Annotated in this window: 16 protein-coding genes; all 16 read left to right on the forward strand. The window is 72.1% G+C overall.

Features of this window, described 5'->3' with window-relative positions; all coding sequences use genetic code 11:
* Positions 1-160: 160 nt before the first annotated feature.
* Positions 161-1,684 carry a bifunctional folylpolyglutamate synthase/dihydrofolate synthase gene (locus ACFIF2_RS05770; protein WP_395571403.1) on the forward strand — a complete coding sequence of 508 codons (1,524 nt, stop codon included), beginning with the start codon at positions 161-163 and terminating at the stop codon, positions 1,682-1,684.
* Positions 1,685-1,692: 8 nt separating this feature from the next.
* Positions 1,693-2,049 carry a DUF4233 domain-containing protein gene (locus tag ACFIF2_RS05775; RefSeq protein ID WP_395571404.1) on the forward strand — a complete coding sequence of 119 codons (357 nt, stop codon included), beginning with the start codon at positions 1,693-1,695 and terminating at the stop codon, positions 2,047-2,049.
* A gap of 70 nt (positions 2,050-2,119) precedes the next feature.
* The gene (gene ndk / locus ACFIF2_RS05780) at positions 2,120-2,533 is read left to right on the forward strand and encodes a nucleoside-diphosphate kinase (RefSeq protein ID WP_007449819.1); all 414 of its coding nucleotides are present in this window, start codon (positions 2,120-2,122) and stop codon (positions 2,531-2,533) included.
* A 318-nt stretch (positions 2,534-2,851) separates the two neighbouring features.
* Positions 2,852-3,871: a rod shape-determining protein gene (locus ACFIF2_RS05785; protein ID WP_030381728.1), complete on the forward strand. Its 1,020-nt coding sequence runs from the start codon at positions 2,852-2,854 to the stop codon at positions 3,869-3,871.
* Between the two features lie 183 nt (positions 3,872-4,054).
* Positions 4,055-5,074, forward strand: a complete 1,020-nt coding sequence (gene mreC / locus ACFIF2_RS05790) for a rod shape-determining protein MreC (RefSeq protein ID WP_395571405.1) — start codon at positions 4,055-4,057, stop codon at positions 5,072-5,074.
* 13 nt (positions 5,075-5,087) lie between these two features.
* On the forward strand, positions 5,088-5,759 hold the full coding sequence (mreD, locus tag ACFIF2_RS05795; protein WP_395571406.1) for a rod shape-determining protein MreD: 672 nt from the start codon (positions 5,088-5,090) through the stop codon (positions 5,757-5,759).
* An 88-nt stretch (positions 5,760-5,847) separates the two neighbouring features.
* Positions 5,848-8,106, forward strand: coding sequence for a penicillin-binding protein 2 (gene mrdA, locus ACFIF2_RS05800; RefSeq protein WP_395571407.1), 2,259 nt, complete (start codon positions 5,848-5,850; stop codon positions 8,104-8,106).
* Entirely contained in the window at positions 8,103-9,302 is a 1,200-nt protein-coding gene (rodA, locus tag ACFIF2_RS05805) for a rod shape-determining protein RodA (RefSeq protein WP_395571408.1), read from the forward strand. Before mrdA ends, rodA begins: the two co-directional genes overlap by 4 nt.
* Before the next feature lie 93 nt (positions 9,303-9,395).
* Positions 9,396-11,339, forward strand: coding sequence for a TIGR03960 family B12-binding radical SAM protein (locus ACFIF2_RS05810; RefSeq protein WP_395571409.1), 1,944 nt, complete (start codon positions 9,396-9,398; stop codon positions 11,337-11,339).
* Between the two features lie 59 nt (positions 11,340-11,398).
* Entirely contained in the window at positions 11,399-12,523 is a 1,125-nt protein-coding gene (locus tag ACFIF2_RS05815; protein WP_395571410.1) for a hypothetical protein, read from the forward strand.
* 141 nt (positions 12,524-12,664) lie between these two features.
* On the forward strand, positions 12,665-13,441 hold the full coding sequence (locus ACFIF2_RS05820; protein WP_395571411.1) for a TIGR03936 family radical SAM-associated protein: 777 nt from the start codon (positions 12,665-12,667) through the stop codon (positions 13,439-13,441).
* A 274-nt stretch (positions 13,442-13,715) separates the two neighbouring features.
* Positions 13,716-17,843: a ribonuclease E/G gene (locus tag ACFIF2_RS05825; RefSeq protein WP_395571412.1), complete on the forward strand. Its 4,128-nt coding sequence runs from the start codon at positions 13,716-13,718 to the stop codon at positions 17,841-17,843.
* A 148-nt stretch (positions 17,844-17,991) separates the two neighbouring features.
* Positions 17,992-19,053, forward strand: coding sequence for an iron-containing alcohol dehydrogenase family protein (locus ACFIF2_RS05830; protein ID WP_395571413.1), 1,062 nt, complete (start codon positions 17,992-17,994; stop codon positions 19,051-19,053).
* Between the two features lie 201 nt (positions 19,054-19,254).
* On the forward strand, positions 19,255-19,575 hold the full coding sequence (gene rplU / locus ACFIF2_RS05835) for a 50S ribosomal protein L21 (protein ID WP_004931419.1): 321 nt from the start codon (positions 19,255-19,257) through the stop codon (positions 19,573-19,575).
* Between the two features lie 14 nt (positions 19,576-19,589).
* Positions 19,590-19,844 (forward strand): 50S ribosomal protein L27, encoded by a 255-nt coding sequence (gene rpmA / locus ACFIF2_RS05840; RefSeq protein ID WP_003976205.1) that lies wholly within the window; start codon positions 19,590-19,592, stop codon positions 19,842-19,844.
* A 129-nt stretch (positions 19,845-19,973) separates the two neighbouring features.
* Positions 19,974-21,410, forward strand: a complete 1,437-nt coding sequence (obgE, locus tag ACFIF2_RS05845) for a GTPase ObgE (RefSeq protein WP_395571414.1) — start codon at positions 19,974-19,976, stop codon at positions 21,408-21,410.
* Positions 21,411-21,498 lie beyond the last annotated feature (88 nt).

Consider the following 21,498-nt stretch of genomic DNA (forward strand, 5'->3'; position numbering starts at 1 on the left):
ACGTGGTCGAAGGCTCCCGGTGCTCTGCGGGCACCGGGAGCCTTCACGTTCCTCAGGGGCGCGGGGCCGTATCGATGTGCGGCTCCGCCGCGTGGGCGGGACGCCCGGCGTCCCAGGCGGCACGACTGCTCGCGACTGAGGGGTACGTAGACTGGTCCCCGTGAGCGACATCCCCGGCGAGAACGACCAGCCCGACCCCTCCGACGACCTCGACTCCTTCGACGAGATCGTCGAGGCGGAGACCACCCGCGACCCCGACCTCGCCGTCATCGAGGCGGGCAGCCGCACCCTCCGCACCCAGGGCGGCCCCCCCGAGGCCGACGTGCCCGGGCGGCCCGAGGACCCCGAGGTGGACAAGGCACTGCGCGAGGTCGAGGCGGAGCTGGCGACCCGCTGGGGCGAGACCAAGCTGGAGCCGTCCGTCGCCCGCATCGCCGCGCTGATGGACGTACTGGGGGACCCGCAGCGGTCGTACCCCTCCATCCACATCACGGGGACGAACGGCAAGACCTCCACCGCCCGCATGATCGAGGCCCTGCTCGGCGCCTTCGACCTGCGCACCGGGCGCTACACCTCGCCGCACGTGCAGTCGATCACCGAGCGGATCAGCCTGGACGGCGCGGCGATCTCCGCCGAGCGGTTCATCGAGACGTACCAGGACATCAACCCGTACGTCGAGATGGTCGACTCCCAGCAGGAGTACCGGCTGTCCTTCTTCGAGGTGCTGACCGGCATGGCGTACGCCGCCTTCGCCGACGCGCCCGTGGACGTGGCCGTCGTCGAGGTCGGGATGGGCGGCTCCTGGGACGCCACCAACGTCATCGACGGGGACGTCGCCGTGGTCACCCCCATCGACCTCGACCACACCGACCGGCTCGGTGAGACGCCCGGCGCGATCGCGACCGAGAAGGCCGGCATCGTCAAGCAGGACGCCACCGTGATCCTGGCCCAGCAGCCGGTGGACGCGGCGCAGGTGCTGCTGAAGAAGGCCGTGGACGTCAACGCCACCGTCGCGCGCGAGGGGCTGGAGTTCGGGGTCGTCGCCCGGCAGGTCGCCGTCGGCGGCCAGCTCGTGACCCTGCGCGGGCTCGGCGGCGAGTACGACGAGGTGTACCTGCCGCTGCACGGCGCCCACCAGGCGCACAACGCGGCGGTCGCGCTGGCCGCCGTGGAGGCGTTCTTCGGCGTCGGCGCGCAGCGTCCCGAGCCGCTGGACATCGACACCGTGCGCAAGGCCTTCGCCGCCGTCGCCTCGCCGGGGCGGATGGAGGTCGTCCGGCGTTCGCCGACCGTGGTGCTGGACGCCGCGCACAACCCGGCCGGCGCCCGGGTCACCGCGGCGGCGGTGGGGGAGGCGTTCCAGTTCAGCCGCCTCATCGGGGTGGTCGGCGCGAGCGGCGACAAGAACGTGCGGGGGCTGCTGGAGGCCTTCGAGCCGGTCTTCGCCGAGGTCGTCGTCACCCAGAACTCCAGCCACCGCGCGATGGACGCCGACGAGCTGGCCGGGATCGCCGTGGAGGTGTTCGGCGAGGACCGCGTCCAGGTCGAGCCGCGGCTGCCGGACGCCCTGGAGGCCGCGATCACGCTGGCCGAGGAGGAGGGCGAGTTCGCGGGCGGCGGTGTGCTCGTCACCGGTTCCGTCATCACCGTCGGCGAGGCCCGACTGCTCCTTGGGAAGGGCTGAGTATTTCCGTGCGTACGCTCTGTGCTTCGACTCTGATCGGCGAGTTCTTCCTGATCGGCTTCGCCGGCCTGGTCGCCATGAAGGACCCCGACCTGTCCACGGCGACGGTGTGGACGGTCAGCGGCATCGCGATGTTCCTGTGCGTGGTGCTGTGCGGCGCGGTGACCCGGCCCGGTGGCATCGCCTTCGGCTGGGCCCTGCAGATCGCGCTGGTCGCCGCCGGGTTCGCCGTGCCGACGATGTTCTTCCTCGGCGCGGTATTCGCCGCCCTGTGGTGGGCCTCCGTGCACTACGGGCGGAAGATCGACGAGGCGAAGGCGAGGTTCGCGGCGCAGGCCGAGGCCGGTGCGCCTGACGCTGCGTGACGGGTGCCGCGACACGCCCGGTAACCTCAGTCATCACCCGCACAACCGCACACCTCCAAGGGAGCCCGTCGTGACCCAGCGCAGCCTCGTCCTCCTCAAGCCCGACGCCGTCCGTCGTGGCCTGACCGGCGAGATCATCAGCCGCATCGAGCGCAAGGCCGGCTGGCAGATCACCGCGCTGGAACTGCGCACCCTGGACGCCGAGACGCTGGAGCAGCACTACGGCGAGCACAAGGGCAAGCCCTTCTACGAGCCGCTGGTCGAGTTCATGGCGTCCGGTCCGGTCGTCGCCATGGTCGTCGAGGGCGAGCGGGTCATCGAGGGCGTGCGCGCGCTGGCCGGTCCGACCGACCCGATCGCCGCCGCCCCCGGCTCCATCCGCGGGGACTTCGGTGTGATCGTCCGGGAGAACCTGATCCACGCCTCCGACTCCGAGGAGTCCGCCGAGCGCGAGCTGAAGATCTTCTTCCCGGGGCGGGTCTGAGTCCCCTTCCGGACACGCCGGAGTATCTTTTTTCTGACACAACGTCAGCCGAATGGCCCGCACCGGACCAGGGCGGTCGCGTAAAAGCGACCGCCCTGTGGCATATGCGCGCCTGATCGGGGGAACGGATGCCACCGTTGGCCCGTCTCCACAAGCGAGGCGGTGCGCCATCTGCTGACAATGGCGAAGACCCTCGCGCAGTGTTCGCGAAAGCGCGTCTACGATGGAAGCCTCCACGCGTCACTGCACCCACCTCGCCTACCTGAAAAGCCCTCAAAAGCTCCTGGGAAGGCCAGTCGAATCCTGATGGGGAACTCAATGTCGTTCATCGGCCGTGACATGGCTGTCGACCTCGGGACCGCCAACACGCTGGTGTACGTCAGGGGTCGCGGGATCGTACTCAACGAGCCGTCCGTCGTCGCGATCAACACCAACACCGGTGGCATCCTCGCGGTCGGCGCCGAAGCGAAGAAGATGATCGGGCGCACCCCGGGCAACATCGTGGCCGTGCGCCCGCTGAAGGACGGCGTCATCGCCGACTTCGAGATCACCGAGCGGATGCTCCGCTACTTCATCCTGAAGATCCACAAGCGGCGGTATCTGGCTCGTCCGCGGGTCGTCGTCTGTGTGCCCTCGGGCATCACCGGCGTCGAGCGTCGCGCCGTCATCGAGGCGTCGTCCCAGGCCGGCGCCCGCCAGGTGCACATCATCGAGGAGCCCATGGCCGCGGCCATCGGTTCCGGCCTGCCGGTCCACGAGGCCACGGGCAACATGGTGGTGGACATCGGCGGCGGCACCACGGAGGTCGCGGTCATCTCGCTCGGCGGCATCGTCACCGCCCAGTCCATCCGCGTCGCGGGTGACGAACTGGACAACGCGATCATCCAGCACGTCAAGAAGGAGTACAGCCTTCTGCTGGGCGAGCGCACGGCCGAACAGATCAAGATCACGATCGGTTCGGCGTACGACCTCGACTCCGACGAGCACACCGAAATCCGTGGCCGGGACCTCGTCTCCGGGCTGCCCAAGACCGTCGTCATCTCCGCCGCCGAAGTGCGCAAGGCGATCGAGGAGCCGGTCAACGCGATCGTCGACGCCGTCAAGACGACCCTCGACAAGTGTCCGCCGGAGCTGTCCGGCGACATCATGGACCGGGGCATCGTCCTGACCGGCGGCGGCGCGCTGCTGCGCGGGCTCGACGAGCGGCTGCGCCGGGAGACCGGCATGCCGATCCACATCGCCGAGGACCCGCTGGACAGCGTGGCGCTCGGCTCCGGCAAGTGCGTCGAGGAGTTCGAGGCGCTCCAGCAGGTGCTGGACGCCCAGCCCCGCAGATGACGTAACGCTTCGGTTCCGCCGTACGAGACGATCTCCTCTCGTGCGGCGGATCGTTGATATAGAGGCTTCAGTACCGTGAGGGCCGCAAGTACCACGCTCGTCACCTCACGTACCGAATCTCCTGAATTCCTGAACACCGCCACGTAATTCCCGAATTCGACGAGGAAGGCACGGCCGCCGCACGTGAGGGACACGAAAGAGAGCCGGCTGCTCCTGGTGCTGCTGATCGCCATCGCGTTCGCACTGATCACGGTGGACATCCGCGGTGGGGAGGACTCACCGGTCGACGGTGCCCGGCAGGCCGCGGCGGGTGTCTTCGGTCCGATCGAGAACGGGGTGTCCTCCGCGGTCGACCCGATCGGCAACGCGGTCTCCGCCGTCCGGGACTCCGGCGACCGGCACGACCGGCTCGCCGAGCTGGAGACGCAGAACGCGGCCCTCAAGGCGAAGCTCGGCAGCGACGAGCGCGGCCGCAGCCGTCTGAAGCAGTTCGACAAGATGCTCGGGCTGGCCGGCGCCGGCCAGTACGGCATCAAGGGCGCCCAGGTCATCGCCATAGGAGCCGCACAGGGCTTCTCCTGGACCATCACCATCGACGCCGGCGCGAACGACGGCATCAAGCGCGACATGACCGTCCTCAACGGCGACGGCCTCGTCGGCCGCGTGACCACCGTCGGCCCGAACACCGCCACCGTGCTGCTCGCCAACGACCCCGACTTCACCGTCGGCACCCGGATGGAGTCCGGCGACGAACTCGGCTTCGCCTCCGGCCAGGGCGGCCGCCCCCTGCGCGTGGAACTCCTCAACGGCAAGGCCGAGGTCGACAAGGGCGACCGCCTGGTCACCTTCGGCTCGCAGGCCGACAAGCCGTTCGTGCCCGGCGTGCCCGTCGGCGTCGTCTCCCGCGTCGACCCCTCCGGCGGCGACCTGACCCGCACCCTCGACGTCACCCCGTTCGTCAGCTTCACCAAGCTCGACATCGTCGGCGTCGTCGTCCAGGGCCCGCAGAAGGACCCGCGCGACGCGGTGCTCCCGGACAAGCCGAAGCCGAAGCCCGCGCCGACCGTCACGGTGACCGTGACCCCGTCCGCCGGAGCCCCCGTCGACGGACAGGCGCAGGACGGGCAGACCGGCCAGGACGGGCAGACCGGCCAGAACGAGCAGACCGAGCAGACCGAGCAAGACCAGCAGCCCGAGCAGTAGGAGCTTTCACCCCATGCGCGTCAACCGGATCCTGCTGTCCACCGCCCTGGTCGTCGTCGCCCTGGTCATCCAGGTGAGCGTCCTCGCCCGTCTCCACCTGCCCGGCGCCGTCCCCGACCTGCTGCTCCTCACCGTCCTCGGCCTCGCCCTGGTGTACGGCCACGTCGGCGGCGCCCTCGTCGGCTTCGGCGCCGGCCTGCTCGCCGACCTCGCCCCACCCGCCGACCACGCCGCCGGCCGCTACGCCCTGGTGCTCTGCGTCATCGGCTACCTGGCCGGCCTCGCCAAGCCGGAGAACGGCCGGCTCAGGTCGGCCACCGGCCCCATGGTCGTCGTGGTCGTCGCCGCCCTCGGCACCACCCTGCTCTACGCCGGCGTCGGCGCCCTCGTCGGCGACACCGCCGCCCGCCATGTCGGCCTGCCCGGACTGCTGTTCACGGCCGCCCTGTACGACCTGCTGCTCGCGCCCTTCGTCGTCCCCGGCATCATGGCCCTGGCCAGACGCGCCGAGAACGACCCGCTGGCCGACACCACCTCCGCCAGCCAGAAGCCCGACATCTCCTCCGGCTGGCTCTCCGGCGGCACCGGCCTGCGCATCGGCGGCCAGCGCAACGGACTGCGGGTGAAGGCGGCCCGGTCCCGCGTGGCCCGGGCCGGACGCATCAAGGGGGTCAAGCGGCTGTGACGACGCGGCAGCACGACACCGAGCGCCAGTACGCCACGACGCGGCACCACACCAGGACCACGCACTTCACCAGGGGGAGGCAGTCGCGGTGACCAACATCCCCGAGACCGGCCGCAGCACACGCGTCCAGACCCGGCTCGTCGTCATCCAGATCCTCGTCCTCTCCCTCCTCGCCACCCTCGGCGGCCGGCTCTGGTACCTCCAGATCCGCCAGGGCGACGAGTACGCCGCCGAGGCGTCCGGCAACCACGTCCAGCAGGTCGTCCAGCCCGCGCCCCGCGGCTCGATCCTCGACGCCCGCGGCGTGGCGCTCGCCGACAACGAGACCCGCCTCGTCGTCTCCGCCTCCCGCACCGACCTGCTCAAGATGAAGGACGACGGCGAGGCCGTCCTCACCAAGCTCGCCGGCGTCCTCGGCATGAAGCCCAAGGACGTCATGGACAAGGTCCGGCTGTGCGACGCCGAGACCCCCCAGCCCTGCTGGAACGGCTCGCCCTACCAGCCGATTCCTGTCACCGACGAGGCCACCCCCAAGCAGGCCCTCCAGATCCGCGAGCGCGCCGAGGACTTCCCCGGCATCACCGCCGAGCCCCAGGCCATGCGCCGCTACGCCGCCCCCGGCCAGTCCAACACCGCGCAGGTCCTCGGGTACCTCTCCCCGGTCACCGACGAGGAGATCCAGAAGGCCCAGGACACCGACTCGCCCTTCCTGCGCTCGGACCAGGTCGGCCGCTCCGGCCTGGAACGCCAGTACGACAAGGCGCTGCGCGGCAAGGCCGGCGTCACCCGCTACGAGGTCGACAACCTCGGCCGCGTCATCGGCGAGGCCGAGTCCGACCCCGGCGTGCCCGGCTCCAACCTCGTCACCAGCATCGACGCCCGCGTCCAGCGGGTCGCCGAGTACGAGCTGAACGAGGCGATGAAGGCCGCCCGCAAGGAGATGGACCGCAACACCAACCGGCTCTACGAGGCCGACGCCGGCGCCGTCGTGGTGATGGAGGCCAAGACCGGCCGCGTCGTCGCCATGGCCTCCAACCCGTCGTACGACCCGAACGCCTGGGTCGGCGGCATCTCCGCGGCCGACTACAAGAGGCTCACCGGCAAGGACTCCAACTACCCGCTCCTCAACCGGGCCACCCAGGGCCAGGCGGCCCCCGGATCGATCTTCAAGGTCGTCTCCACGTCCGCCGCGGTCGAGGCGGGCTACGACTTCGACGGCGGCTACGACTGCTCCAGCTCCTACTCCGTCGGCGGCCAGGTCTTCAAGAACTTCGAGTCCGCCAGCTACGGCTCGATCGACCTCGGCCGCGCCCTGGAACTCTCCTGCGACACCGTCTACTACCGCCTCGCGCACGAGGAGTGGAAGAAGGACGGCGGCACGAACCCGAAGAACCCCAACGACTACTTCTACAAGGCCGCCCACGAGTTCGGCCTCGGCAAGGAGACCGGCATCGACCTCCCCAACGAGGTCGCCGGCCGCGTCCCCGACCGCCAGTGGAAGCAGGACTACTGGGAGGCCAACAAGGACGCCTGGTGCAAGACGGGCAAGAAGGACGGCTCCTACGTCGAGAAGCTCGCGTACGAGGGCTGCCTCGAGGGCAACAAGATGCGCGCCGGTGACTCCATCAACTACTCCATCGGCCAGGGCGACACCCTCGTCACCCCCATCCAGATGGCCACCATCTACGCGGCCATCGCCAACGGCGGCACCCTGTACGACCCCACCATCGGCAAGGCGGTCATCAGCCCCGACGGCAAGGAGGTCGACGCGATCGCGCCCACCTCGCACGGCAAGCTGCCGATAAGCAGGACCACGCTGGCCCAGATGGACGACGCCCTCGAAGGCGTCGCCACCCGAGGCACCGCCGCCTGGCGGTTCGAGGGCTGGCCGCAGGACGAGATCCCGATGCACGCCAAGACCGGCACGGCCGAGGTCCACGGCAAGCAGACCACCTCGTGGTTCGCCACGTACACCGACGAGTACTCGATCGTCATGACGATCTCCCAGGGCGGCACCGGCTCCGGCGCCTCCGGCCCCGCCGTCCGCAACATCTACGACGCCCTGTACGGCGTCTCGGACGACGGGAAGATCGACCAGAAGAAGGCGCTGCTGCCCAAGCCGCAGGCCAAGCTGCCGACGATCAAGGCGGACGGGACCATCCCCGCGCCGAAGATCGCCAAGGACGCCGTCAAGGACCTGCTGCCCGACGAGAAGGTCTCTCCGGAGGAGGAGTACGCCCCCGTCGACGAACAGCAGCAAGGGGCGACGACACCCACGCAGAACAGCGACAACCGCAACACGCGCCGCCACCGGCGACGCGGCGGAAACCGGAGGGCACGCGCATGACCGGGGCCAACAGCTTCCAGGTCTCCGGGTACGGGCCCGAGAAGGCCGGATGGACCCGGCTGTTCGCCCGGGACTCGATGGCGCGGCGACTGGACTGGCCGATACTGCTGGCCGCCGTCGCGCTCTCCCTGATGGGCTCCCTGCTCGTCTACTCCGCGACCCGCAACCGCACCGAACTCAACCAGGGCGACCCGTACTACTTCCTCACCCGGCACCTGCTGAACACCGGCATCGGGCTCGCCCTGATGGTCGGCGTCGTCTGGCTCGGCCACCGCGCCCTGCGCACCGCCGTACCGGTCCTGTACGGCCTGTCCCTGCTCCTGATCCTGCTGGTGCTCACCCCGCTCGGCTCGACCATCAACGGCGCGCACTCCTGGATCAAGCTCCCCGGCGGCTTCTCCCTCCAGCCCTCCGAGTTCGTCAAGATCACGATCATCCTCGGCATGGCGATGCTGCTCGCCGCCCGCGTCGACGCGGGGGACCGGCCCCACCCGGACCACCGGACCGTGCTCCAGGCCCTGGGCCTGGCCACCGTCCCGATGCTGATCGTGATGCTCATGCCCGACCTCGGGTCGGTCATGGTCATGGTCATCATCGTGCTGGGCATCCTGCTCGCCTCCGGCTCCTCCAACCGCTGGGTCTTCGGCCTGCTCGGCGCGGGCACGGCCGGCGCGCTCGCGGTATGGCAGCTGGGCATCCTGGACGACTACCAGATCGCCCGTTTCGCCGCCTTCGCCAACCCGGCCCTCGACCCCGCGGGCGTCGGCTACAACACCAACCAGGCACGCATCGCGATCGGCTCCGGCGGCCTCACCGGCTCCGGCCTCTTCGAGGGCTCCCAGACCACCGGCCGGTTCGTACCGGAGCAGCAGACCGACTTCGTCTTCACCGTCGCCGGCGAGGAACTGGGCTTCCTCGGCGCCGGCCTCATCATCGCCCTGCTCGGCGTGGTGCTCTGGCGCGCCTGCCGGATCGCCCGCGAGACCACCGACCTGTACGGCACGATCGTCGCCGCCGGCATCGTGGCGTGGTTCGCCTTCCAGACCTTCGAGAACATCGGCATGACGCTCGGCATCATGCCGGTCACCGGCCTGCCGCTGCCCTTCGTGTCGTACGGCGGCTCGTCGATGTTCGCCGTGTGGATAGCGGTCGGGCTGCTCCAGTCGATCACCGTGCAGCGACCGATGTCGGCGTAGCCGCGGGGGTCCGCGGGACGAGCGGTAAGGGGGACCGTCCAGGCCGGGTTAGGCTGGATGGTCCCCCTTGTCAGCACACGAAGGTTCCGTGAGATGCCTGCCGAAGCCGCCGAGTCTGTGTCTTCAGTGTTTCCGCAGCTCGAAGCTCTGCTCCCGCATGTGCAGAAGCCGATCCAGTACGTCGGCGGAGAGCTCAACTCCACGGTCAAGGACTGGGAATCCTGCGACGTCCGCTGGGCCCTGATGTACCCCGACGCCTACGAGGTCGGTCTGCCCAACCAGGGCGTCATGATCCTCTACGAGGTGCTCAACGAGCAGGAGGGCGTCCTCGCCGAGCGCACGTACAGCGTGTGGCCGGACCTCGAGGAGCTGATGCGCGAGCACTCGGTCCCCCAGTTCACCGTGGACAGCCACCGCCCGGTGGGCGCCTTCGACGTGTTCGGCCTCTCCTTCTCCACGGAGCTGGGCTACACGAACATGCTGACCGCCCTCGACCTGGCCGGTATTCCGCTCCAGGCCAAGGACCGCGGCATCGACGACCCGGTCGTCCTGGCCGGCGGACACGCCGCCTTCAACCCCGAGCCGATCGCCGACTTCATCGACTGCGCGGTCATCGGCGACGGCGAGCAGGCCGTCCTGGAGATCACCGCGATCATCCGCGCCTGGAAGGCCGAGGGCCGTCCCGGCGGCCGCGAGGAGCTGCTGCTCCGCCTGGCGAGGACCGGCGGGGTGTACGTCCCCGGTTACTACGACGTCGAGTACCTCCCCGACGGCCGTATCGCCCGCGTCGTACCCAACCGCTCGGGCGTCCCGTGGCGCGTCTCCAAGCACACCGTCATGGACCTCGACGAGTGGCCCTACCCCAAGCAGCCCCTGGTCCCGCTCGCCGAGACGGTCCACGAGCGCATGTCCGTGGAGATCTTCCGCGGCTGCACCCGCGGCTGCCGCTTCTGCCAGGCCGGCATGATCACCCGCCCGGTGCGCGAGCGCTCCATCACCGGCATCGGGGACATGGTCGAGAAGGGCCTGAAGGCGACCGGCTTCGAAGAGGTCGGCCTGCTCTCCCTCTCCTCCGCGGACCACTCCGAGATCGCCGACGTCGCCAAGGGCCTCGCGGACCGGTACGAGGAGGACAAGATCGGCCTGTCCCTCCCCTCCACCCGCGTCGACGCCTTCAACATCGACCTGGCCAACGAGCTGACCCGCAACGGCCGCCGCTCCGGCCTCACCTTCGCCCCCGAGGGCGGCTCCGAGCGCATCCGCAAGGTCATCAACAAGATGGTCTCGGAGGACGACCTGATCCGCACCGTCGCCACCGCGTACGGCAACGGCTGGCGCCAGGTGAAGCTGTACTTCATGTGCGGCCTGCCGACCGAGACGGACGACGACGTCCTCCAGATCGCCGACATGGCCACCCGCGTGATCGCCAAGGGCCGCGAGGTCTCCGGCTCGGGCGACATCCGCTGCACGGTGTCGATCGGCGGCTTCGTCCCCAAGCCCCACACCCCCTTCCAGTGGGCGCCGCAGCTGTCCGCCGACGAGACCGACGCCCGGCTCCAGAAGCTGCGCGACAAGATCCGCGGCGACAAGAAGTACGGCCGCTCCATCGGCTTCCGCTACCACGACGGCAGGCCCGGCATCGTCGAGGGCCTTCTCTCCCGCGGCGACCGCCGCCTCGGCGCCGTCATCCGCGCCGTCTACGAGGACGGCGGCCGCTTCGACGGCTGGCGCGAGCACTTCTCGTACGACCGCTGGATGGCCTGCGCCGACAAGGCCCTGGAGCCGTTCGGCGTGGACGTCGACTGGTACACCACCCGCGAGCGCGGCTACGAGGAGGTCCTGCCCTGGGACCACCTCGACTCCGGCCTCGACAAGGAGTGGCTCTGGGAGGACTGGCAGGACGCCCTCGACGAGACCGAGGTCGACGACTGCCGCTGGACGCCGTGCTTCGACTGCGGGGTGTGCCCCGCGATGGACACGGAGATCCAGATCGGCCCGACCGGCAAGAAGCTGCTGCCGCTGTCCGTGGTGAAGTAGCGGTCCGCTTCGTGCGGCAGGACGCCGCGGGGATCCGAACAGGGCCCCGCGGCGTCCTTATGGGCATGGTGGATCTGGAGAAGACGGCTGCCGCGGCCCCGGCGCCCCCTGGCGGGGGACCGGGGGAGCAGCCGGTGCGGCGGGGGTCGGACGCCGAGGGGTGTCTGGCCGTGGCGGTCCGGCTCCCGGTGCGGATCGTCGTCCTGGTGCTGGTCGTGCCGGTGCGGCTGGTGTGGGACGCGCTGGTCGTCGCCGGGCGGTTCCTGCGGGACACGGTGCTGCGTCCGGTGGGGCGCGCGCTGGGGTGGCTCGGGCGGGCCGTGTTCGTGTGGCCGGTGGTGGGGCTGTGGCGGTACGTGGTCGTGCCGCTCGCCCGGGGCGTGGGCTGGCTCGGGAACGTGCTGCTCGTCGTGCCCGCGGTGTGGGTGTACCGGTGGGTGCTGACGCCGGTCGGGCGCGGGCTGGCCGGGTTCCTCAAGGGCGTGGGCGCGGTGCTCGCCGCCGTCGGGCGCGCGCTGTACGCCGCTGTAGCCCTGCTCGGGCGGTACCTCGTCCTCGTACCCGCCGCGTGGCTGTACGCCTGGATCCTCACCCCCGTCGGCCATGCGCTCGCCTGGTGCGGGCGCGGGCTGCTGTGGTGCCTCCAGGGGCTGGCGCGGGGTCTGGGGCTGGTCGTCACCGGTGTCGGCGCGGTCCTGTACTGGACCGCCCGGGTGCTGCTGGTGCTGCCCGCCCTCGCCGTGTGGCGGTGGGTGCTCGCGCCGGTGGGCCGGGCGCTCGCCGTCGTCGGCAGGGAGGTGGGGGACGCCCTCGGGCACGCCTGGCGGATCGCCGGGCACATCTCGCTCGTCGTCGGCCGGTTCCTCGCCGCGCTTGTGCGGTGGACGGTCGCCGAACCGGCCCGCTGGGTGTACCGGAGCGTGCTCACGCCGGTGGGACACGCGGTGCGGGACACCGTCCTGCGGCCCCTCGCCGACGCGGCGCGCGGCGCCGGCCGGGCCACCCGGCAGGCCCTCGCCTCGGCCCGGCTGTCCGTCCGGCAGGCCCGCGCCGACGTGCGGCGGATGCTGTTCGGGGAGCCCGGGCGGGCGCGACCGGTGGACCGGCGGGAACCTGTGGCCGCGCAAACGCGTACTCTAGAAAAGAGGACCGGGCGCGAGACCTCCCCGCCGGTGCGGGGATGATCCCGACTGGACGACGCCGGGAAGGCGTCAGCCGGAGTGCTCCCCGCCGGCGCGGGGATGCGTCACGGTCCCTGACCGCCGTACACAAGGAGAAGTCCCCTGGGCAAGCGACAGCCCGAAGGCCCGCCGCCCGTACCCGCGGTGCAGCGCATCCGACTGCGCTACACCAAGCGCGGCCGCCTCCGGTTCACCAGCCACCGTGACTTCCAGCGCGCCTTCGAGCGTGCGCTGCGCCGCGCCGAGGTGCCCATGGCGTACTCGGCGGGGTTCACACCGCATCCGAAGGTGTCGTACGCCAATGCCGCACCCACCGGCACGGGCAGTGAGGCGGAGTACCTGGAGATCGCGCTCACCGAGGCGCGTGACCCGGAGCGGCTCAGGCTGCTCCTCGACGAGTCGCTGCCCACCGGGCTGGACATCGTCGAGGCGGTCGAGGCCCGCACCTCCGGGCTCGCCGAGCGGCTGACGGCTTCCGTGTGGGAGCTGCGGCTGGCCGGCGTGGAGTCCGCGGACGCCGAACGCGCCGTCGCGGCCTTCAACGCGGCCGAGGCGGTCGAGGTGCAGCGCCGGACCAAGAACGGCGTCCGTACCTTCGACGCCCGCTCCGCCGTCGCGCACCTGGAAAGCGTCACCACGCAGGGTTCGCCGGCTGATAGGCCGACCGACCAGCCCTGTGCGATACTGCGGCTGGTTGTTCGGCACGTGACGCCTGCCGTACGACCCGACGACGTCCTGTCCGGTCTTCGCGCCGTGGCCGACCTGGCGCCGCCGGTCCCCGCAGCGGTGACCAGGCTGGCGCAGGGGCTGTTCGATGAAGAGACCGGTGCGGTGACCGACCCGCTCGCGCCCGACCGCGAGGCAGAAGCGCCCGAGCCGCAACCGGCCGCCGCTTCCGCCGCCGCGAAGGCGTCGGCGTAAGGAAGGTTCCGCGTAGGGACGGACGTCGTAGCGCCGCCCTCGAACTCGGGAGCCACCTGGGTCGGGCAGCGCACCGACCACAAGACTTTCGCCAGGCCGTGCACGACAAGGGGTACGGAACCGGCGAGACAAGACACGGAGAGCTTCCGAGCGGCGCCCGCGCCCCGGACGGCGGCGACCGCGCATCGCGCGAGCCGCGGACGTCACCGGCGATCGACACGGTCGATGCCGGGCCAGGCGCGGCGCCCGGGAGCCTGACGGGAGAAACCCCCGCATGCTCGAACCGACCGAACCCACAGAGTCCTCGACCAGCTCGACGGACTCCGGAGCGAACACCCCCAGCGACACCCTGCCGCCGCGCCGTCGGCGCAGGGCCGCTTCCCGCCCGGCGGGTCCGCCGTCCGGCGCCGTCGAGACGCAGGCGGAGACCGTCGCCCCGGCCGAGGTGACCGCCGCGACCGACGAGGCGGAAGAGGCCGTCGAGGAGACGGCCGTCGAGACGCCCGAGGCGGCTCCCGAGCCGGTGGCCGCGGGCCGTCCCCGGCGTCGTGCGGTGCGCCGTGCCTCCGCGCCCGCCGGGGCCCCCGCGTCGGCGGAGGCGGCCGAGACCGTCGTCCCGGCGTCCCCCGCCGCCGAGCCCGCCGCCGCTGCGGAGCCGGTCGCCGAGGCCGTCGAGGAGGCCGCGCCGCGTCGTTCCCGGCGCCGGGCCACCCGTAGCGTGACCACGCCCGTCGAGCCGTCCGCCGAGGCCGCCGCGTCTCCCGCGTCGGCCGCTCAGGTGGAGGACGCCGAGCCCGCCGCCGCTGCGGAGCCGGTCGCCGAGGCTGTCGAGGAGGCCGCGCCGCGTCGTTCCCGGCGCCGGGCCACCCGTACGGTCACCTCGCCCGTCGAGCCGGCCGCCGAGCCGGCTGCCGAGCCTGCCGCTGAGTCCGCCGCGCCGGCCGAGCCCGCCGAGGCCGTCGAGGAGGCCGCGCCCAAGGGCCGTGGCCGCCGACGGGCCGTCCGCAAGGTGGCCGCCCCGACCGGGACGCCCGCCGAGGCCGAGGCGAGCGAGCCGGCGCCGGTTGTCGAGACCGCCCCGGAGACGCCCGCGCCCGCCGAGAGCGCCGCGCCCGCCGAGCCCGTCGAGGACGCCGCGCCGCGTCGTGCGCGCCGCCGTTCCACCCGTAAGGCCGCCACCGGTTTCGCCGCGCCGGCGCAGACCGCCGCCGGAGAGGCCGACGCGCCCAAGCGCCCGTCGCGCCCGGCGGTGGCCGTGTTCCAGGCGCCCGTGTTCGCCGAGCCCAAGTTCCAGACGCCCGAGCGCGCCGCGGCCGAGGCCGCCGCCGAGGCGGCCGGCGCCGCGCCCGCGCCCGCGCCGGTGTCCGAGGAGCCGGAGGAGGCTGCCCCGGAGGAGCAGTCCGCCGGCTCGCGCCGCCGCCGCAGGCGCCGGGGCGCCGCCGAGGAGGGCCCCGAGGAGCGGGCCACCGCCGCCGTCCCGCAGGAGGAGCCGGAGGCCGAGACCGGGGCGGACACCGACTTCGACGCCGACGAGGCGGGCGAGGACCACGACGACGCCGAGGGCTCCGAGGAGTCCGGCTCGCGCCGCCGCAGGCGCCGGGGCGGCCGTCGCCGTCGCCGGGGCGATGCCGGTGAGGGCGAGACGGGGGAGTCCGCCGACGACACCGAGCACACCGCCGCCGAGCAGGCCGCCCAGGACGCCGAGGACACCGCCGAGCAGGCCGAGGAGGACGCCGAGGAGGCCGAGGACGCCTCCGGCGACAACGGCGGCTCCAGCAGCAGCAGCCGTCGCCGTCGCCGCCGTCGTCGCCGTGCCGGGGACGGCTCCGGTGACGCCGAGCCGGCCTCGTCCGACGACCCCGAGCGCACCGTCGTCAAGGTCCGCGAGCCCCGCCCGAAGGCCGAGCCGTCCGACGAGGTCCAGTCCATCAAGGGCTCGACCCGCCTGGAGGCCAAGAAGCAGCGCCGCCGCGAGGGCCGCGAGCAGGGCCGCCGCCGCGTCCCGATCATCACGGAGGCCGAGTTCCTGGCCCGCCGCGAGGCCGTCGAGCGCGTCATGGTCGTCCGCCAGCACGGCGAGCGCACCCAGATCGGCGTCCTGGAGGACGGCGTGCTCGTCGAGCACTACGTCAACAAGGAGCAGGCCACCTCGTACGTCGGGAACGTCTACCTCGGCAAGGTGCAGAACGTGCTGCCGTCGATGGAGGCCGCGTTCATCGACATCGGCAAGGGGCGCAACGCCGTCCTGTACGCCGGTGAGGTCAACTTCGAGGCGCTCGGCATGGCCAACGGGCCGCGCCGCATCGAGTCCGCCCTCAAGTCCGGCCAGTCGGTCCTCGTGCAGGTCACCAAGGACCCGATCGGCCACAAGGGCGCCCGCCTGACCAGCCAGGTCTCCCTGCCCGGCCGCTACCTGGTCTACGTGCCCGAGGGCTCGATGACCGGCATCAGCCGCAAGCTGCCCGACACCGAGCGCTCCCGCCTGAAGACCATCCTCAAGCGGATCGTCCCCGAGGACGCGGGCGTCATCGTGCGCACCGCCGCCGAGGGCGCCAGCGAGGACGAGCTGCGCCGCGACGTCGAGCGGCTCCAGGCGCAGTGGGAGGAGATCCAGAAGAAGGCCAAGAGCGGCAACGCCCCGACGCTGCTGTACGGCGAGCCGGACATGACCGTCCGGGTCGTGCGCGACATCTTCAACGAGGACTTCTCCAAGGTCGTCGTCAGCGGCGACGACGCCTGGCAGACCATCCACGGCTACGTGTCCCACGTGGCGCCGGACCTCGCCGACCGGCTGTCCAGGTGGACCAGCGAGGTCGACGTCTTCGCCACGTACCGGATCGACGAGCAGCTCGCCAAGGCGCTGGACCGCAAGGTGTGGCTGCCCAGCGGCGGTTCGCTGGTGATCGACCGGACCGAGGCGATGGTCGTCGTCGACGTCAACACCGGCAAGTTCACCGGTCAGGGCGGCAACCTCGAGGAGACGGTCACCAGGAACAACCTGGAGGCGGCCGAGGAGATCGTGCGCCAGCTGCGGCTGCGCGACCTCGGCGGCATCATCGTCATCGACTTCATCGACATGGTGCTGGAGTCCAACCGGGACCTGGTGCTGCGGCGCCTGCTGGAGTGCCTGGGCCGCGACCGCACCAAGCACCAGGTCGCCGAGGTGACCTCGCTGGGGCTGGTGCAGATGACCCGCAAGCGGGTCGGCCAGGGCCTGCTGGAGTCGTTCTCCGAGACCTGCGTGCACTGCAACGGGCGCGGGGTCATCGTCCACATGGAGCAGCCGACCGCCGCCGCCGGCGGTGGCGGGGGCAAGCGCCGCAAGCGGGCGCGGGCCGGGGCGGACCAGCCGCACGAGCACGAGCACGAGGCCGTGGCCGGAGTCGAGACCGGGGTGACCGCGGAGCAGGAGGCGGAGACCGAGTCCGAGGTCGCCGCCGAGGTGGCCGAGCCGGTCGCCCTCCCGGCGCCCGACTTCAGCGCGGACGAGGAGCTGTACAGCAGCGCCGCCGAGGCCGAGGCCGCCGCCACGCGCGGTCGTGGCCGGCGTCGCTCCGGCGGCCGGCGGGCGTCCGCCCCGGCGGGCGCTCCGAAGGCGGCGAAGGGCGAGTCCCGGCCCGCCGAGGTCCCGACGGCGCAGGACGTCACGGCCGCGGAGGAGGCCGAGCGTCCCGTCGTCCAGGAGCCGGCCGCCGAGATCCTGGCCGAGCCCGCGGCCGTCGAGGACGCCGTCTCCGGCGCCCCCGCTCCGGCCGCCGCCGAGGCGCCCGCTCCCGAGGAGGCCGCGCCCAAGGGCCGTACCCGTCGGCGGGCCGTGCGCAAGGTGTCCGCGCCGGCCGGTTCGCCCGAGGGTGCCGAGGCCGCCGTGCTGACGGTCCCGGAGAGCGCGCCGTCCGAGCGGGCCCCCGAGCCCGAGGTCCCGGCCGCCGCCGAGGCGCCCGCGGAGCCGTCCGCGCCGGCCGCCGAGAGCGCCGCCCCGGCCCGTCCGCGGCGCCGGGCGGTGCGCAAGCCCACCACCTCCACCGCGTCCGAGGAGGCGGCCGTCGTGGTCGTCCCGTCGGCCCCGGCACCGGAGCCGGCCGCGGCGGCCCAGGCCCCTGAGGCGGAAGCCCCCGAGGTCTCGGAGGCCGCGGAGGTCCCCGAGGCGGAGACGGCCGAGGAGGCCGCCCCCGCCAAGAAGGCGGCGGCCCGCAAGACGGCCAAGAAGGCGACGGCGAAGAAGGCCGCCACCAAGAAGACCGCGGCCAAGAAGACGACGACCGCCAAGAAGGCCACGGCGAAGAAGGCGGCCAAGACGACGACCGCCAAGAAGGCCACGGCCAAGAAGACGGCGTCGAAGAAGACCGCGGCGGCGGCTCAGCAGAGCCCGTCCTCGGTCACGGCCGCCACCGACGAGGGCTGATCCGGCACCTGTCGCACCTCGTGTGGTCCCGTCCGCTCGGCTTCCGCCCGGAATCCGTCCGGGCGGGACCACACGTCTTCCCGGGCCCTCCCGGGCGCGTCGCCGCCCTGCCCTGCCACCGACCCGCCCCGAGCGAGGAGACGAACACGTGCCGGTACTGTCGAGGCTCATCCCCTCGCCGCTCGCCGTGGACATCCGTCCGGGCGCCCTCGACGACCTGGCGAGCGTGCTCGCGGACGAGCGGATCTCCCGGTCGGGGAAGCTCGCCGTGGCGATCAGCGACGGCTCGGGCGCGCGGCTGCGCCGGAGACTGGAGCCGTCCCTGCCGGGCGCCGACTGGTTCGAGGTCGGCGGCGGCACGATCGACGACGCGGTGCGGCTGGCCGACGGCATGAGATCGGGCCGCTACGACGCGGTGGTCGGCCTCGGCGGCGGCAAGGTCATCGACTGCGCCAAGTTCGCGGCGGCCCGCGTGGGCCTGCCCATGGTCGCCGTGGCCACCAACCTCTCCCACGACGGCATCTGCTCGCCGGTGTCGATACTCGACAACGACGCGGGCCGCGGTTCCTACGGCGTGCCGACGCCCATCGCCCTCGTCGCCGACCTCGCGGTGATCCGCGAGGCGCCGATCCGGTTCGTGCGCTCCGGGATCGGCGACGCCGTCTCCAACATCTCCGCGGTGGCCGACTGGGAGCTGGCCCACCGGGTCAACGGCGAGAAGGTCGACGGCCTGGCCGCCGCCCTGGCCCGGCAGGCCGGCGAGGCCGTGCTGCGCCACCCCGGCGGCTGCGGCGACGACGCCTTCCTGACCGTGCTGACCGAGGGGCTGGTGCTGTCCGGCATCGCCATGTCGATCGCCGGGCACACCCGCCCCTCGTCCGGCGCCTGCCACGAGATCAGCCACGCCCTCGACCTGCTGTACCCGAGGCGCGCGGCCAGCCACGGCGAGCAGGTGGGCATCGGCGCCGCCTTCGCGACGTACCTGCGGGGCGACCACGAGGGCGCCCTGCTGATGGCGGACACGCTGCGCCGCCACGGGCTGCCGGTGGTGGCCCGGGAGATCGGTTTCGGCGACGACGAGTTCGTACGGGCCGTGGAGTTCGCCCCGCAGACCCGGCCCGGGCGGTACACGATCCTGGAGCACCTGGACCTGTCGCCGGCGCGGATCGAGGAGGCGTACGCGGACTACGCCGCGGCGGTCGCCGGGTGAGGCGCGGGGCCCGGTTTGACCCCTGTCGTGCGGCCCCGTAATCTTGACCGTCGGCGTGTCGACTGACGCGTCACATCCCCGTAAACCTTCTTCCTTCCGGATGCGGACCGTATGGGCCCTGACCGGGAGAGGCCGTTCGCGTGTGTCACCGGGCGGCTGGACTGCGGGGGTGCCGTTCCCGAGCGAGAGAGTGAGATCCGCGTGTACGCCATCGTGCGCAGCGGTGGTCGCCAGCACAAGGTTGCTGTCGGCGACATCGTTGAGGTTGACAAGATTTCCACCGCCAAGGTCGGCGACACGGTCGAGCTCTCGACCCTGCTCGTGGTCGACGGCGACGCTGTGACCAGCGACCCGTGGGTGCTGGCCGGCATCAAGGTCCAGGCCGAGGTCGTGGACCACCACAAGGGCCAGAAGATCGACATTCTGCGCTACAAGAACAAGACCGGCTACCGCCGTCGTCAGGGCCACCGCCAGCAGTACACGGCGATCAAGGTCACTGAGATCCCCGCGGCTGCGAAGTAAGGGACTGAGGAGAGATGGCACACAAGAAGGGCGCATCGTCCACCCGTAACGGTCGTGACTCCAACGCTCAGCGCCTCGGCGTGAAGCGCTTCGGTGGTCAGGCCGTCAACGCGGGCGAGATCCTGGTCCGCCAGCGCGGCACCCACTTCCACCCGGGTGCGGGCGTCGGCCGCGGCGGCGACGACACGCTGTTCGCCCTGCAGGCCGGTGCGGTGCAGTTCGGCACCCACCGCGGCCGCAAGGTCGTGAACATCGTTCCGGTCGCCTGATCGGACACTTTCGCGAGGCGGACCTCACTTCCCCCGAGGGGAAGCGGGTCCGCCTTTCGCGTGTTACCCAAGAGACACCCACGAGACATTCCCGTAGTAAGTAGTAACCGGTAACTGGAGGCACATCCCATGACCACCTTCGTGGACCGCGTCGAGCTGCACGTCGCCGCGGGTAGCGGAGGCCACGGCTGTGCCTCCGTCCACCGTGAGAAGTTCAAGCCGCTCGGCGGCCCGGACGGCGGCAACGGCGGCCGGGGCGGCGACGTGATCCTCACCGTCGACCAGTCGGTGACCACGCTCCTCGAGTACCACCACTCCCCGCACCGCAAGGCCACCAACGGCAAGCCCGGCGAGGGCGGCAACCGCTCCGGCAAGGACGGCCAGGACCTGGTCCTGCCCGTGCCCGACGGCACCGTGGTCCTCGACAAGGCGGGCAACGTGCTGGCCGACCTGGTCGGCAACGGCACGTCGTACGTCGCCGCGCAGGGCGGCCGGGGCGGCCTCGGCAACGCGGCCCTCGCGTCCGCGCGCCGCAAGGCCCCCGGCTTCGCGCTGCTCGGTGAGCCGGGAGACCTCGGGGACATCGTCCTGGAGCTGAAGACCGTCGCCGACGTGGCGCTGGTCGGCTACCCGAGCGCCGGCAAGTCCTCGCTGATCTCCGTACTGAGCGCGGCCAAGCCGAAGATCGCCGACTACCCCTTCACGACGCTCGTCCCGAACCTGGGCGTGGTGACGGCCGGCGAGACCGTCTACACCGTCGCGGACGTCCCCGGCCTCATCCCGGGCGCCAGCCAGGGCAAGGGCCTCGGCCTGGAGTTCCTGCGGCACGTCGAGCGGTGCAGCGTGCTGGTGCACGTCCTGGACACGGCGACGCTGGAGTCCGACCGCGACCCGGTCTCCGACCTGGACATCATCGAGGCGGAACTCAGGGAGTACGGCGGCCTGGACAACCGGCCCCGGATCGTCGTCCTCAACAAGATCGACGTACCCGACGGCAAGGACCTCGCCGAGATGGTCCGCCCCGACCTGGAGGCGCGCGGCTACCGCGTCTTCGAGGTGTCGGCGGTGGCCCACATGGGGCTCAGGGAGCTGTCCTTCGCGCTGGCCGAGTTCGTGGCCCAGGCGCGCGCGGCCCGCCCCAAGGAGGAGGCCACGCGGATCGTCATCCGGCCCAAGGCCGTGGACGAGGCGGGCTTCACCGTCACCCGCGAGGAGGACGGCCTGTTCCGCGTGCGGGGCGAGAAGCCCGAACGCTGGGTGCGCCAGACCGACTTCAACAACGACGAGGCCGTCGGCTACCTCGCCGACCGGCTCAACCGCCTCGGTGTCGAGGAGCGGCTGCTGAAGGCGGGCGCGCGGGGCGGCGACGGCGTGGCCATCGGCCCCGAGGACAACGCGGTCGTCTTCGACTGGGAGCCGTCGGTGACGGCCGGCGCCGAGATGCTCGGCCGCCGCGGCGAGGACCACCGTTTCGAGGCCCCGCGCCCGGCGGCACAGCGCCGCCGGGACCGCGACGCGGAACGCGACGAGGTGGAGCGGGAGTTCGACGGTTTCGAGCCCTTCTAGGCCCGGTACCCGACCCCTGGGACTCGGCCCGGCCCTGCGGGCGGCGTGCTGCCGCCCGCAGGGTTACACAGGTGTGTCGGGGCCGTGA

Origin of the sequence: Streptomyces sp. BK79, from assembly GCF_044142145.1 — a bacterium.
Lineage (GTDB): Bacteria > Actinomycetota > Actinomycetes > Streptomycetales > Streptomycetaceae > Streptomyces.

Coding starts and splice junctions, on each gene's coding strand:
- ACFIF2_RS05785 (WP_030381728.1), top strand. CDS start 2,852: ATGTCGTTCATCGGCCGTGACATGGCTGTCGACCTCGGGACCGCCAAC.
- mreD (WP_395571406.1), top strand. CDS start 5,088: ATGCGCGTCAACCGGATCCTGCTGTCCACCGCCCTGGTCGTCGTCGCC.
- rodA (WP_395571408.1), top strand. CDS start 8,103: ATGACCGGGGCCAACAGCTTCCAGGTCTCCGGGTACGGGCCCGAGAAG.
- ACFIF2_RS05810 (WP_395571409.1), top strand. CDS start 9,396: ATGCCTGCCGAAGCCGCCGAGTCTGTGTCTTCAGTGTTTCCGCAGCTC.
- ACFIF2_RS05815 (WP_395571410.1), top strand. CDS start 11,399: ATGGGCATGGTGGATCTGGAGAAGACGGCTGCCGCGGCCCCGGCGCCC.
- ACFIF2_RS05825 (WP_395571412.1), top strand. CDS start 13,716: ATGCTCGAACCGACCGAACCCACAGAGTCCTCGACCAGCTCGACGGAC.
- rpmA (WP_003976205.1), top strand. CDS start 19,590: ATGGCACACAAGAAGGGCGCATCGTCCACCCGTAACGGTCGTGACTCC.
- obgE (WP_395571414.1), top strand. CDS start 19,974: ATGACCACCTTCGTGGACCGCGTCGAGCTGCACGTCGCCGCGGGTAGC.